Here is a 13,659-nt window from a genome sequence, read left to right as displayed (position 1 = left end):
GAACGAGGAGGGCGCGCCATGGCTGCTTCAGCCGACGCGGATTTCAAGACACGCCTTCAGAACTGGATTCCCAAACTGGTCCTGTCGCCTTCACTGGCGATGGTTCTGGTCTTCGTCTACGGGTTCATCCTGTTCTCGGTCTACCTGTCCTTCACCGACAGTCGTATTCTGCCCAGCTTCGGCTGGGTCGGCTGGGAGAATTACGACAAGCTCTGGCGATTGAGCCATTGGGAAACCTCGCTCATCAATATGGGGATTTTCGCGGGGCTTTATATCGTGATCTGCACCTGTATCGGCTTGGGATTGGCGATCTTCCTCGATCAGAAAATTCGCGGTGAAGGCCTGCTGCGTCCAATTTACCTGTATCCGATGGCGCTCAGCTTCATCGTGACCGGAACGGCGTGGAAATGGTTCCTCGATCCCGGCATCGGGCTGGAAAACGTGATGCATACTTGGGGTTGGACCAGTTTTGAGTTCGATTGGATCAAGAACCGCGACTTTGCGATTTACACCGTCGTGTTAGCGGCGGTCTGGCAGACCTCGGGCTTTGTCATGGCGATGTTTCTGGCCGGTCTGCGGGGTATCGACAATGAAATCCTGCGCGCGGCACAAATGGACGGGGCGTCGAACTGGAACCTCTATCGTCGGATCATCATCCCGCAGCTGAGGCCCGCTTTCCTGTCGGCTTTCGTGATCCTCAGCCACCTTGCGATCAAGACCTTTGACCTTGTAATCGCGTTGACCGGCGGCGGTCCGGGCCGCGCGACCGAGCTGCCCGCAACCTTCATGTATTCCTACACGTTCACGCGGAATCAGATGGGGATCGGCGCCGCCTCGGCCACGATCATGCTGATGACCATAGCCGCGATCATGATCCCTTATCTCTACGCTGAATTGCGGGAGAAACGCTGATGTCTCAGGCCTCTCAAGATACCGCAATCCGCACGGGCCGCGTCACGCGCACGCTGATCTATCTGGTTTTGCTGCTGTTTGCCCTGTTTTACCTCTTGCCGCTTTACGTGATGCTGGCGAATTCGGTCAAACCCTTGGAGGAAATCACTGGCGGCGGCATGATGAACCTGCCAGAGGTCTTCACGCTCGAGCCGTGGCTGCAAGCCTGGTCCTCGGCCCAGATCGGGGTCGAACCGACGGGCTTGCGCCCGTATTTCTGGAATTCGATCAAGATGGTTGTGCCCGCCGTTATCGTCTCGACCATTTTGGGCGCGCTAAATGGATACGTACTGACCAAGTGGCGCTTCAAGTATGACACCATCCTGTTCGGGCTGATGCTGTTTGCCTGTTTCATCCCATTCCAGATCGTTCTGATCCCGATGGCGCGGATGCTGGGCCTGATGGGCCTAGCGGGCACCACATGGGGTCTGGCACTGGTGCATGTGGTTTACGGCATTGGCTTCACCACGCTTTACTTCCGAAATTACTATGCCGTTTTCCCTACCGAACTGATCCGGGCGGCACAGATCGACGGGGCGGGGTTCTTCCAGATATTCTGGCGCATCCTGCTGCCCAGTTCAGGCCCTATCGCGGTGGTGTCGATCATCTGGCAGTTCACCAATATCTGGAATGACTTCCTGTTTGGAGCGTCATTTGCCGATGCCAACAGCCAGCCAATGACGGTCGCGCTCAACAATCTTGTGCAGTCGTCGACGGGGGTAAAGGAATACAACGTACATTTTGCAGGCGCCATTCTGGCCGCGCTGCCAACGCTGCTCGTTTATATCGTGGCCGGTCGTTACTTCGTCCGCGGCCTGATGGCGGGTTCAGTGAAAGGATAACGGACCATGGGATTTCTTGATATCGACAACGCAACCAAGTCCTACGGTGCGGTCGAGGTGTTGCACAAGGTGGACATCTCGGTGCAGGAGGGCGAGTTTCTGGTGCTCGTCGGGCCCTCGGGCTGCGGCAAGTCCACCCTTCTGAACATGATCGCGGGGCTGGAAGAGATCACCAGCGGTGAGATCCGCATCAAGGATCAGGTGATGAACGGGGTTCATCCCTCAAACCGCAACATCGCCATGGTGTTCCAGAGCTACGCATTGTACCCCAACATGACCGTGGGGCAGAACATCACCTTCGGACTTGAAATGCACGGCGTGCCGAAACCCGAACGTGAAAAGGCCATGGCCGAGGTTGCCAAGCTGTTGCAGATTGAGCAGTTACTGGATCGTAAGCCGGGCCAATTGTCGGGCGGTCAGCGTCAGCGCGTGGCCATGGGGCGGGCTTTGGTGCGCAACCCTGATGTGTTCCTGTTCGACGAGCCTCTGTCCAATCTGGACGCCAAGCTGCGCGTCGACATGCGGACCGAGATCAAGAAACTGCACCAGAACCTTGGCACGACCATTGTCTACGTGACCCATGACCAGATCGAGGCGATGACCCTGTCCAGCCGGATTGCCGTCATGAACGGTGGCTACGTGCAACAACTGGGCACTCCTCAAGAGATCTATGACACCCCCGCCAATATCTTCGTCGCCACCTTCATGGGGTCGCCCGCGATGAATGTGGTGCCTGCCAAGGTGGTGATGGTGGATGGGTGCCCCCATGCCGAGGTTGCCTTGCATGACGGCGCGATGGCGCAACTGCCGTTCAGCCAGGACAACCTATCCCATTGGGACGGGCGCGACATCCTGCTTGGTATCCGACCCGAGACGATCACGGATGTAGACGGGGCAGATCGGAAATCGTCGAATATCGCGCAGATGACCAATCGGATCGTCGTGACAGAACCGGCGGGGTCCGACACATTTGTGTCCATGACGCTGGGTGGTCGGGATGTGATTGCACGCATGCGGTCGGATGCCGAGGTTTCGCCTGGGCAGGACTTCACCTTTGCGGTCAACATGGAAAAAGCGGTGGCCTTCGATCCTGAAACCGAAAACCGCATTCAGGGCTAATTCACTGTGATGAAGGGGCTAAACGCATGACAACCGGCTACGACTTTGTCGTCGTGGGCGGGGGGTCTGCCGGGTCCGTCATCGCCGCACGCCTTTCGGAAAACCCTGATCTGAGGGTTCTGCTGCTTGAGGCCGGAGGCGGCGACCGTCACCCCTTGTTCCATCTGCCCGCAGGCTTCGCCAAGATGACTAAAGGCATTGGGTCATGGGGGTGGAGCACCGTGCCGCAGCAGCACATGCAGGGCAAGGTGTTCACCTATACACAGGCCAAGGTGATCGGTGGTGGTTCGGCCATCAATGCCCAAATCTACACCCGCGGAGCGGCACAGGACTATGATGACTGGCGTCAGATGGGCTGCGAGGGTTGGGGTTACGCGGACGTTCTGCCTTATTTCAAGAAATCCGAAGACAATGACACATATGGGGGAGAGTTCCACGGCCAAGGCGGCCCGTTGGGGGTTTCCATGCCCGCAGCCCCTCTGCCGATCTGCGATGCGTTTATCGAGGCCGCCGGTCAGTTGGGTATACCAAAGACAACGGATGTGAATGGGACCAAGCAAGACGGGGCAGGGTATTATCAACTGACCCAGCGCAGTGCACGTCGGTCCTCTGCCGCGATGGCCTTCCTTGCGCCTGCGCAATCGCGGCCCAACCTGACCATTCAGACACACGCGCAGGTGCGCCGGATCACGGTTGAAAACAGGCGGGCAACGGGCGTCGAATTACTGGACGGCTGCAAAATCGTCGCTGAGGCTGAGGTGATCCTGTCCTCGGGAGCCATCGGCTCGCCCCGGTTGTTGCAGCTTTCGGGTATTGGTCCGGCAGACACGCTGAGAGCTTTGGGAATTGATGTCGTCTATGACCAACCCAATGTAGGGACGAATTTGCAGGATCATCTGGACCTCTATGCGATATGCGAGGTTACGGGCCCACATACCTATGACCGCTATGCCAAGCCGCATCTGTCAGCGCTGGCGGCTTTGCAATACCTGCTCACGCGCAAGGGCCCGGTTGCCTCCAGCCTGTTTGAGACGGGTGGGTTCTGGTATGCAGATGAAAACGCCCGCTCACCCGATATCCAGATGCATCTGGGCCTTGGCACCGGGATCGAAGCCGGTGTCGCGGCAATGCCAAATGGCGGTGTGACGCTGAACGCCTGTCATTTGCGGCCACGGTCACGGGGATCGGTTCGGTTGCGCAGTGACAATCCCGCCGAAATGCCTCTGATCGATCCGAATTACCTGTCAGATCCTTATGATCGTGAGATGTCCGTTCGCGGGCTGAAATTGGTGCAGCAAATTCTGGCACAGGAGGCGCTGAAACCCTACATTCTGGCCGAACGCCTTCCGGGGCCGGATGTACGCACGGACGAAGACTATTTCAATTTCATCTGCGAACATTCCAAAACCTCACACCATTGCGCCGGCACTTGCCGGATGGGCGGCGATACCGGAGCTGTTCTGAACCCGCGTTTGCGCTTCAATGGGATCGAGGGGCTGCGGGTCGCAGATGCGTCGATCATGCCAGCTGTCAACTCATCAAACACAAACGCGCCGTCGATCATGATCGGTGAAAAGGCTGCAGATATGATCAAACAGGACCACAACGTCTTCTAAAAAATGGCCATGCTGACGGGTCTGGATTTCTCGTGGTCCAGGGCCCATGGTCGATGGGTCTGAAAGGGCGCGCTACAAGAAACCGTTGTCGATTGCGATACATTGACGATACAAGGTTGTTATCGCCATCAATCCGTTGGAATTTTGAATGATGAACCCGCATGTGAGTGGCGGAATCGCTGAGTATTTTTTGGCCCGTTCTCGCATCGCGAAGGCGTTTCTTTTGCCAGATAAAATCTGCTGCGCGCGGCCGCCCGGCGGAAAGCCCGAATTGGAGGTTGCCCAGTGTTAGCGTTTGGATCCCGAAAGGCGCTCGCTATCGGCGAAGCGATGATCGAAATGGCGGATATAGGCAACGAAACCTATCGCCGGGGCTTTGCCGGCGATACGTTCAACACCGCTTGGCACATGGCACAACTACTTGGGGATGCGGCCGAGGTCGGGTTTGTTACCAAAGTTGGCATGGATTCCGTTTCAGATGCTTTTGTCGAGCAGTCGCAGCAGGACGGGCTGGATGTCTCGGGTGTTGGTCGATCAGAGGCTCGTACGATGGGTCTTTACATGATTGAGCTTGATGGGGTTGAGCGCAGTTTCCAGTATTGGCGGGATACGTCAGCGGCGAGGTTGTTGGCTGACGATCTGGAATGGCTGGAACAGGCCGTGACCGGTGCAGGGTTGATCCATCTGTCGGGTATTACACTGGCCATTTTGTCTGAGCCCGCCCGTGAAACTCTGTTTGAAGTTTTAACCAAGGCGCGGGCGCAGGGAGCGATCGTGTCATTCGACCCTAACGTGCGCCCGCGACTATGGAGGTCTGCTGAAGAAACGCGGGCTGTTCTGGCCAGGATCAATACGCTCACCGATATCGCGCTCCCCAGCTTTGACGATGAAAGCGCCCTGTGGGGCGACGAGTCGCCGGTTCAGACAGTTGAACGTTTGCGTCGCGCTGGCGTCGTTGAAATTGCCGTCAAAAATGGCGCGGCGGCTCTGACGGCGTTTTGCGACGATCATCTGAGCGAAGTTCCGACCCAATACGTGGATGGTGTTCGCGACACATCGGGTGCCGGAGACGCATTCAACGCTGGATATCTTTCCGCTCGGTTCAAAGGCTGTGATCAGGAAAAGGCAGTTCATTGGGGGCAGAGGACGGCGGGCGAAGTTATCCGGCATTTCGGCGCGCGCATTCCCAAGGACAGAATGAAGGAAATAGACTGATCATACAGTCTTGAGGCAGAACCTGTTCCCAAGACGGTTCTTTGGCATAGATGGCAGATTGAACGATCGAAGATTAAATTTGAAGGGCAGAGTATGAAAACCCGAATTACCGAGCTGTTCGACATCCAACACCCCATCATGCAGGGGGGAATGCACTACGTGGGTTTTGCAGAACTGGCGGCTGCGGTCTCAAACGCGGGCGGGTTGGGGACGATCACTGCACTGACACAGAAGACACCCAAAGATTTGGCCAATGAGATCGCGCGCTGCAAGGACATGACCGACAAGCCTATCGCGGTCAATGTCACCTTTCTGCCAACGGTAAATGCGCCCGACTACCCGGCCATCATCAAAACAATCATCGATGGCGGGGTGCAGATTGTCGAAACGGCCGGACGCAATCCTGTGCAGGTGATGCCCTACCTCAAAGAGGCCGGGATCAAGGTCATCCACAAATGCACGTCGGTTCGCCATTCGCTGAAAGCGCAAGAGATCGGCTGCGATGCGGTGTCGGTCGACGGGTTTGAATGCGGCGGTCATCCGGGCGAGGATGATATCCCGAACATGATCCTGTTGCCGCGCGCAGCGGATGAACTGGAGATCCCCTTTGTCGCATCGGGCGGGCAGGCGGATGGGCGCAGTCTTGTGGCTTCGCTTTCGATGGGGGCGGACGGGATCAATCTGGGTACGCGGTTCATCGCCACGAAAGAAGCCCCGGTGCATCAGAACGTCAAGGATGCCATCGTCGCGGCCTCGGAACTGGACACACGCCTTGTCATGCGCCCCTTGCGCAACACTGAGCGCGTTCTGACCAACACAGCCGTCGAACGTGTTTTGGAAACGGAGCGTGCCAAGGGTACGGAGCTACAATTCGAGGACATCATGAATGAAGTCGCAGGTGTCTATCCGCGCGTCATGCAAGATGGTGAGATGGATGCAGGCGCGTGGTCCTGCGGGATGGTTGCGGGGTTAATCCATGACATCCCTACCTGTCAGGAACTGATTGATCGGATCATGTCGGATGCCAACGAGATCATCACAGATCGCTTGGCCGCTTTTAGCCGGGATTGATCCGAGCGGAATGCAAATCTTGCTACAAAGCGAGGGTGTCGCCAAACACGTAGAGCAAAAGGAGAACCCAACAGATGAAACGAGCCGTTCTGGTTTCAACCGCCCGCACGGGTTTGGCCAAGTCCTTCCGAGGTGGGTTCAACAACACGTTTGGGGCCTCTTTGATGGGGCATTCGATCCAACACGCGGTTGACCGCGCCGGCGTAGATCCTGCCTTGATCGAAGACGCCTTCATCGGGTGCGGGTTTCCCGAAGGCACGACCGGCGCAAATATCGGCCGCCAGTCGGTGCTGCGCGCAGGGTTGCCCGTGACCGTGGGCGCGACGACCATCAACCGGTTCTGTTCCTCGGGCTTGCAGGCGATTGCCATGGCAGCGCATGCAGTGGTGCAGGACGGGGTGCCTGCCGCGATTGCGGGTGGGGTGGAATCCATCACGCTAAGGGATCAGACACCGGGGCCTTTTGACCGCGACCCGTGGCTGTTGGAACATAAGCCCGACGTTTATCTAACTATGATCGAAACCGCTGATATCGTGGCCGCGCGCTATGGTGTCACCCGTGAAGCGCAGGACGAACTGGCGTTGGAAAGCCAGAAGCGAACCGCCGCTGCCCAGGCCGCCGGTAAGTTCGACGACGAGATCGTGCCGATGCAGGCGGTGCAACGGGTCAAAGACAAGGAAACGGGCGAAATCTCTGAAAAAGCCGTGACTATTGATCGGGACGATTGCAATCGCCCGAACACGACGCTCGAAGGTCTGGCCGGGCTAGAGCCGGTGCGCGGTGCGGACCAATTCGTGACGGCGGGGAACGCGTCGCAACTGTCCGATGGGTCGTCAGCCTGTGTGGTGGTGGACTCGGATTTCGCGGCGCGAGAAGGGCTGGAGCCGTTGGGTGCGTTCATGGGGTTTGCCGTTGCCGGTTGTGAGCCAGATGAGATGGGAATTGGCCCGGTTTTTGCCGTGCCGCGCCTGCTGAAACGTCATGGATTGACGGTGGATGATATCGACTTGTGGGAGTTGAACGAGGCTTTCGCCTCGCAAGCGCTGTATTGCCGTCAGACGCTGGGGATTGATCCAGAGATTTGTAATGTGAATGGCGGCTCGATCTCGATCGGGCATCCGTTTGGGATGACCGGCGCGAGGATGGCGGGCCATCTGCTGATCGAGGGCCGACGCCGCGGGGCGAAATATGCCGTTGCAACCATGTGTATCGGTGGCGGAATGGGCGCGGCGGGCCTTTTTGAGGTATTCTGACGAGTTTGTGTTCTGCATTGCGGAACGCAGTGCCGATTATTGACGCCTTTCTGACGGATTGCTAGAACAGTCGCACCGCATCTGAGGAGAATGCGTTGCACCGAATTCACCACTTGATCGACGGCAAGGACCCGGCAACGCTGGCGATCATCGACCATGATGAAACGCGGCTCAGCTATGAGGAGTTGCGGGGTGCGGTAAGGGAGGCCGCCCGGATGCTGCGGGCACATGGCGTGCGTCCGGGCGACCGGGTTGCTGTACTGGCCGAGAACTGCGCCACTTATGCGGCAGTTGTTCTCGCGCTCAGTGACTTGGACGCGTGGATCGTCCCGCTGAATGCGCGTGCGACCGAACAAGAGGTCGACACGGTCATCGCCCATTCCGGCGCGCGTTGCGTGATTTGCACATCGGATGTGTCCGATGCTGCGCGGGCTCATGCGCAACGGTTGGGGGCCGTTTCATCGGGGCAGTTGTGCTGCGGGTCTCTTGTGGTCTCACCTTTGCGGGATGAAACGCCCGAACCGGTCGAAGCCGGTGCGGGGCAGGTGGCGGCGATCCTCTATACCTCTGGCACCAGCGGCGCACCCAAAGGGGTGATGCTGACCCATGATAATTTGCTGTTCACGGCCAACGCCTCGAAACAACGTCGGCAGGCAACGGCGGCCGATCAGTCGCTGGTGGTTCTGCCGGGGACACATATTTTCGGGTTTTCCTCGATCATCCTGACCACGTTTCTGGCGGGCGGCTGCCTGCGGTTTCAACCCCGGTTCGACCCGGTGCAGGTGATCGCTGGGCTGCACAGCGGTGCAACGATGTTGTCGGGCGTGCCGCAGATGTTTGCGTTGATCCTCAAACATTGCAAAGACAACGGCATAGACCGCGTGGACAGTGGATTGCGCTATCTGTCTTCGGGGGGCTCGCCTCTGGACCCAAGCTGGAAGCGCCGGGTCGAGCGGATATTCGGTTGTCCGATCCATAACGGCTATGGTCTGACTGAGGGGTCTCCGGGCATTGCCACCACGCAGCCCGAGAACCCGCCGCAGGACGACTCGGTAGGTCCTGCTTTGCCGGGGATCGACGTGCGGTTGGACAATCCCGGCGCGGACGGAGTCGGCGAGTTGCTGGCGCGCGGACGTAACATCATGAAGGGATATTACCGTAATCCGGAAGCAACCGCGCAGGCCTTTACCCCGGACGGCTTCCTGCGCACTGGTGATCTGGCGCGAATAGAGGAAGACGGGCGCATCTACATCGTAGGGCGCTGCAAAGAGGTCATCATCCATTCCGGCTTCAACGTTTACCCGCCCGAGATCGAAGCCGCGCTGAACGCCCATCCATCCGTCACGCAAGCCGCCGTTGTGGGCCGCGCGCGGGATGGGAATGAAGACGTGCTGGCCTTTGTGACCCTACGCGTTCCAGCGACCGTGGCCGAGTTGAAGGCTCATCTGGGGGAAACTCTGGTCCGCTACAAAATCCCCCATCACATTGTTGTCACCGACGCGTTGCCAGAAGCCGCGACGGGGAAAATTCTGAAACACAAGTTGGTTCGGGCCTTTGCGCCCGAACTGGCACAACTGGATCTAGAGGCCAAGAATGCTTGACGCTTACATATATGACGGGCTGCGCAGCCCTTTTGGCCGCCATGGCGGTGCGCTGGCCTCGGTTCGGCCCGACGATCTGGCCGCACAGGTGCTGGAGGCGCTGGTTCAGCGCAGTGCTTTTGATGCTGCTGAGATTGAGGATGTCATTCTGGGCAATGTCTGCCAGTCGGGCGAAGACAGCCGCAATGTCGCCCGCTACAGCGCTCTGCTGGCCGGTCTGCCGGTCGAGGTCGGGGGGCAAACCGTCAACCGCCTGTGTGGTTCGGGCATGTCGGCGGCGCTGGACGCGGCGCGGTCGGTCACGGTGGGCGAGGCGCCTTTGTATGTGGCGGGCGGTGTCGAAAGCATGACCCGCGCACCCTTCACAATAGCCAAATCTGAAACTCCCTATGCCCGTCAGACCCAAATCTACGACAGTGCCATTGGTGCGCGGTTTCCCAATCCGCGCATTGCCCAGATGCATGGCGAATATCCAATGCCCCAGACCGCCGACAATCTGGCGCAGGATTACCAGATCACCCGCGAAGCCTCGGATCAGTTTGGATACGCCTCTCAGGTCCGGTTCGAAACCGCCCGCGCGCGGGGGTTCTTTGATGCCGAGATCACTCCGATCACGATCAAAGGCCGTAAAGGCGCGACCCATGAGGTGACGCAGGACGAACATCCTCGCCCGGATGTACAGCTTGAGAAAATGGCATCGCTGCGCACGATCTTTCCCGAAGGTGTGACGACGGCGGCCAACGCCTCGGGCGTCAATGACGGCGCGGCGATGCTGATGATCGGCGCCAAGACCGACCGTGCCAAGCCACGCGCCCGTATCGTGGCCGGTGCTATCGCAGGCGTGCCGCCCCGGATCATGGGGATCGGGCCGGCGCTGGCCATCCCAAAGGCCTTGGACCGCGCGGGACTGACCATGAACGACATGGACCTGATCGAAATTAACGAGGCATTCGCCGCGCAGGTTCTGGCCTGCTGCAAACATCTGGACCTGGACCCCGCTGACAGCCGCCTGAACCCGAACGGAGGCGCGATTGCGGTTGGGCATCCGCTGGGCGCGTCGGGCGCGCGGATCATCCTAACCGCTATGCGCTATCTTGAGAAAACCGGCGGGCGCTATGCCTGTCTGTCCATGTGCATTGGCGTAGGGCAGGGGATCGCGCTGATCCTCGAGCGCGTCTAAGCCGGATGCCGGACGCGGAACGAGACCGCCGCTTCGCCGCGACCCTGGCCAAGGGATTGCGCATTATGCAGGCGTTCAAGCCCGACGATGCGTCGCTGGGCAACCGCGAACTGGCCCGGCGTACAGGCATGCCGCCCTCGACCGTGGCGCGGATGACGTTCACGCTGGCCTCGATGGGGTTTTTGGAACAGTTGCACCCGTCCGAGGCGTACCGGCTTGGGCCCTCGGTCATGGCGCTGGGGTACACGGCGCGGGCGGGATTGTCCTTTTTGCCAATGGCCGAAAACATCATGCAGCAGTTGGCCGATGACACCGGCGTTCTGGTCGCCCTGACCATGCGCAACGGCGACGCGGCGATGCTGACGCGCTGCTGGCGACCGCGAAACGCGTCGTCACTGTGGTTGAGTGAAGGGCATCGCATTCCGATGGAACAAAGCGCGGCGGGCCGGGCCATTCTGGCCGTGGAACCCGCGCAAGCGCAGGAAACAGATCAGGTGCGCACGGATCGCGAACAGTTGGAAAGCATGGGCTATGTGTCGTCTCTGGGAGGGTGGAACCGGGCCGTCAACGCCTGTGCGGTTCCCTTCAGCCCCGCCCCCGGTGCGCCGCCCTTTGCGTTTCTTTGCGGGGCCAACACGTCTGAATTGGATCGCGAGAAACTGGAACAGATCGTGGGGCCGAAACTGCGCGACACGGTACAAACGCTTGGGCGCAGCCTAGGCATATGTGGTTGAGGACAGGAGGTTTTTATGGCAGCGGTTGAAACAAAACTCGAAGGTCAGGTTGCGCTGGTGAAAATCGACAACCCGCCAGTCAATGCGGCGGGGATTGATGTGCGCATCGGGTTGGTGAATGCGGTGCGCGCGCTGGAGGGGGATGAACGCGTCAAGGTCATCGCGCTTTATGCGGCGGGCCGCACCTTTGTCGCGGGCGCCGACATTCGGGAATTCGGCCAACCTCCGAAACAGCCTATGCTGCCTGAAGTTTGCGAAATCCTTGAGGGCAGCGCCAAGCCCATTGTTTGCGTATTGCACGGCACGACTTTGGGCGGCGGTCTTGAAATCGCGCTGAGCTGTCAGGCACGGGTCGGGATCAAGGGTCTTAAGTTGGGTCTGCCAGAGGTCAATCTGGGTCTTCTGCCCGGTGCTGGCGGCACGCAGCGCCTGCCGCGGCTGGTCGAAGGGATGACCGCGCTGACCATGATCACCTCGGGGAAACCGATTTCCGCCGAGACCGCCTTAGAGGCCGGACTGTTGGATGATCTGCAAGATGGCGACCCGGCCAAGGTCGCTCTGGCCGCCGGTCGACAGGTTTTGGACGGCGCGCTTACACCCCGAGTAACGGCGCATCTGGATAACCGCATAACCACTGACGATCTGGACGCCTTCCGCGCAAAGACAAGGGGCGAGGTCGCGGAACGCGCCTTGAAAGCGGCCGAGGCCAGCAATTTGCCGCTGTCTGATGGACTAAAAGAAGAGCGGCGTCTATTCACCGAGGCTATGGCGAGCAATGCCCACAAGGGCCTGAAACATGCCTTTTTTGCCGAACGGGCCGTTTCTCATATCCCCGAATCCAAGGCCGAGGCGCGCGATTTGCAAACCGGTGGGGTGATCGGCGGCGGTACCATGGGGTCGGGCATTGCCACTGCGATGCTTCTGGCCGGGATGCCGGTCACTCTCATCGAGATGGAAGAGGACCGCGTGGCCTTCGCGCGCGATACGATCACCAAGAACCTCGAGGGTGCTGTGAAACGCGGCAAGCTGAACGCGGAACAGCGCGATGCGACGCTGGCGAAACTGACTTGCACCACCGATATGTCCGCGCTTGCCGATGTAGATGTGGTGATCGAAGCGGTATTTGAATCCATGGATGTCAAGCGCGAGGTCTTTGGCAAGCTGGATCATATTTGCAAACAAGGTGCTATTCTGGCGACCAACACCTCGTATCTGGATGTGAATGAAATTGCGGCCTCGACCAACCGACCGCAGGACGTGATCGGGTTGCATTTCTTCTCGCCCGCGCATGTGATGCGATTGCTGGAGGTTGTCGTCGGCAAAGACACGGCCCCCGAGATCGTGGCGACCAGCTTCAGGCTGGCGAAGAAATTGCGCAAGGTCGCGGTCCGATCTGCGGTGTGTGATGGCTTCATAGGAAACCGCATTCTGGCACATTATCGCAAGTCCTCGGCCTATATGCAGCTGGACGGAGCACCGTTCGAACAGATCGACGCTGCACTCGAAGATTTCGGCTTTGCCATGGGGCCGTTCGCCGTGTCCGATCTGGCGGGGCAGGACATCGGATGGGCCACGCGCAAACGTCAGGCCGAGTTCCGTCCGGACGAAGAGCGCTATGTCGAGATTGCCGACCGAGTGTGTGAACAGGGTTGGTTCGGGCGCAAAAGCGGCAAGGGTTTCTATATCTACGACGGCAAAAATCGCAGCGTGAACCCGGCCGTGGCGGAATTCGCACAGGCCGAGCGGGAGGCTAAGGGTATCACTGCCCGCAGTTTTACCGATGCCGAAATTGTGGATCGTTATATGGCCGCGATGGTGTCCGAGGCCGCGCGGGTGGTCGAAGACAAGATCGCCCTGCGCCCGATCGACGTGGATGCGGTCTTTCTGTTTGGTTACGGTTTCCCGCGCCACTGGGGCGGTCCGCTGCAATATGCTGACATCACCGGGTTGGCTGTCATCGTGCAGCGGATCGAACAATATGCGCAGGAAGACCCCTATTATTGGCAGGTGCCCGCCCTGCTGCGCGAACTGGTCGAGGCGGGCAAAACCTTCAACGACCTCAACAAAGAGGGCTGAG

Annotated in this window: 11 protein-coding genes; all 11 read left to right on the top strand. The window is 59.2% G+C overall.

What is annotated here, in order from left to right; all coding sequences use genetic code 11:
* Positions 1 to 18 precede the first annotated feature (18 nt).
* Positions 19 to 912, top strand: coding sequence for a carbohydrate ABC transporter permease (locus tag ACR0L1_RS12405; protein ID WP_170773383.1), 894 nt, complete (start codon positions 19 to 21; stop codon positions 910 to 912).
* Positions 912 to 1,793, top strand: a complete 882-nt coding sequence (locus ACR0L1_RS12400; protein WP_480859110.1) for a carbohydrate ABC transporter permease — start codon at positions 912 to 914, stop codon at positions 1,791 to 1,793. The genes ACR0L1_RS12405 and ACR0L1_RS12400 overlap by 1 nt, the downstream gene beginning before the upstream one ends.
* A gap of 6 nt (positions 1,794 to 1,799) precedes the next feature.
* Positions 1,800 to 2,912 carry an ABC transporter ATP-binding protein gene (locus tag ACR0L1_RS12395; protein ID WP_170773387.1) on the top strand — a complete coding sequence of 371 codons (1,113 nt, stop codon included), beginning with the start codon at positions 1,800 to 1,802 and terminating at the stop codon, positions 2,910 to 2,912.
* Between the two features lie 26 nt (positions 2,913 to 2,938).
* The gene (locus ACR0L1_RS12390) at positions 2,939 to 4,528 is read left to right on the top strand and encodes a GMC family oxidoreductase (RefSeq protein ID WP_480859108.1); all 1,590 of its coding nucleotides are present in this window, start codon (positions 2,939 to 2,941) and stop codon (positions 4,526 to 4,528) included.
* Between the two features lie 285 nt (positions 4,529 to 4,813).
* Complete coding sequence (locus ACR0L1_RS12385; protein ID WP_480859106.1) at positions 4,814 to 5,743, top strand: sugar kinase; 930 nt, start codon at positions 4,814 to 4,816, stop codon at positions 5,741 to 5,743.
* A 93-nt stretch (positions 5,744 to 5,836) separates the two neighbouring features.
* Positions 5,837 to 6,814, top strand: coding sequence for an NAD(P)H-dependent flavin oxidoreductase (locus ACR0L1_RS12380; protein ID WP_170785840.1), 978 nt, complete (start codon positions 5,837 to 5,839; stop codon positions 6,812 to 6,814).
* Positions 6,815 to 6,888: 74 nt separating this feature from the next.
* Positions 6,889 to 8,067, top strand: coding sequence for an acetyl-CoA C-acyltransferase (locus ACR0L1_RS12375; protein WP_480859104.1), 1,179 nt, complete (start codon positions 6,889 to 6,891; stop codon positions 8,065 to 8,067).
* A 95-nt stretch (positions 8,068 to 8,162) separates the two neighbouring features.
* Complete coding sequence (locus tag ACR0L1_RS12370; protein WP_480859102.1) at positions 8,163 to 9,668, top strand: class I adenylate-forming enzyme family protein; 1,506 nt, start codon at positions 8,163 to 8,165, stop codon at positions 9,666 to 9,668.
* Complete coding sequence (locus ACR0L1_RS12365) at positions 9,661 to 10,848, top strand: acetyl-CoA C-acyltransferase (RefSeq protein ID WP_480503746.1); 1,188 nt, start codon at positions 9,661 to 9,663, stop codon at positions 10,846 to 10,848. Before ACR0L1_RS12370 ends, ACR0L1_RS12365 begins: the two co-directional genes overlap by 8 nt.
* A 5-nt stretch (positions 10,849 to 10,853) precedes the next feature.
* Complete coding sequence (locus ACR0L1_RS12360; protein WP_480859100.1) at positions 10,854 to 11,582, top strand: IclR family transcriptional regulator; 729 nt, start codon at positions 10,854 to 10,856, stop codon at positions 11,580 to 11,582.
* 15 nt (positions 11,583 to 11,597) lie between these two features.
* Positions 11,598 to 13,658 (top strand): 3-hydroxyacyl-CoA dehydrogenase NAD-binding domain-containing protein, encoded by a 2,061-nt coding sequence (locus tag ACR0L1_RS12355; protein ID WP_480503748.1) that lies wholly within the window; start codon positions 11,598 to 11,600, stop codon positions 13,656 to 13,658.
* Position 13,659 lies beyond the last annotated feature (1 nt).

The sequence above is a fragment of the Ruegeria sp. J8 genome (assembly GCF_056531925.1).
Note: the sequence above shows the minus strand (reverse complement) of the source record. Positions and strands in the feature narration are given on the sequence as shown.

Excerpts from the sequence above, each read along its gene's own strand:
- ACR0L1_RS12405 (WP_170773383.1), top strand. The coding sequence starts at position 19 with ATGGCTGCTTCAGCCGACGCGGATTTCAAGACACGCCTTCAGAACTGG.
- ACR0L1_RS12400 (WP_480859110.1), top strand. The coding sequence starts at position 912 with ATGTCTCAGGCCTCTCAAGATACCGCAATCCGCACGGGCCGCGTCACG.
- ACR0L1_RS12395 (WP_170773387.1), top strand. The coding sequence starts at position 1,800 with ATGGGATTTCTTGATATCGACAACGCAACCAAGTCCTACGGTGCGGTC.
- ACR0L1_RS12390 (WP_480859108.1), top strand. The coding sequence starts at position 2,939 with ATGACAACCGGCTACGACTTTGTCGTCGTGGGCGGGGGGTCTGCCGGG.
- ACR0L1_RS12380 (WP_170785840.1), top strand. The coding sequence starts at position 5,837 with ATGAAAACCCGAATTACCGAGCTGTTCGACATCCAACACCCCATCATG.
- ACR0L1_RS12375 (WP_480859104.1), top strand. The coding sequence starts at position 6,889 with ATGAAACGAGCCGTTCTGGTTTCAACCGCCCGCACGGGTTTGGCCAAG.
- ACR0L1_RS12365 (WP_480503746.1), top strand. The coding sequence starts at position 9,661 with ATGCTTGACGCTTACATATATGACGGGCTGCGCAGCCCTTTTGGCCGC.
- ACR0L1_RS12360 (WP_480859100.1), top strand. The coding sequence starts at position 10,854 with ATGCCGGACGCGGAACGAGACCGCCGCTTCGCCGCGACCCTGGCCAAG.
- ACR0L1_RS12355 (WP_480503748.1), top strand. The coding sequence starts at position 11,598 with ATGGCAGCGGTTGAAACAAAACTCGAAGGTCAGGTTGCGCTGGTGAAA.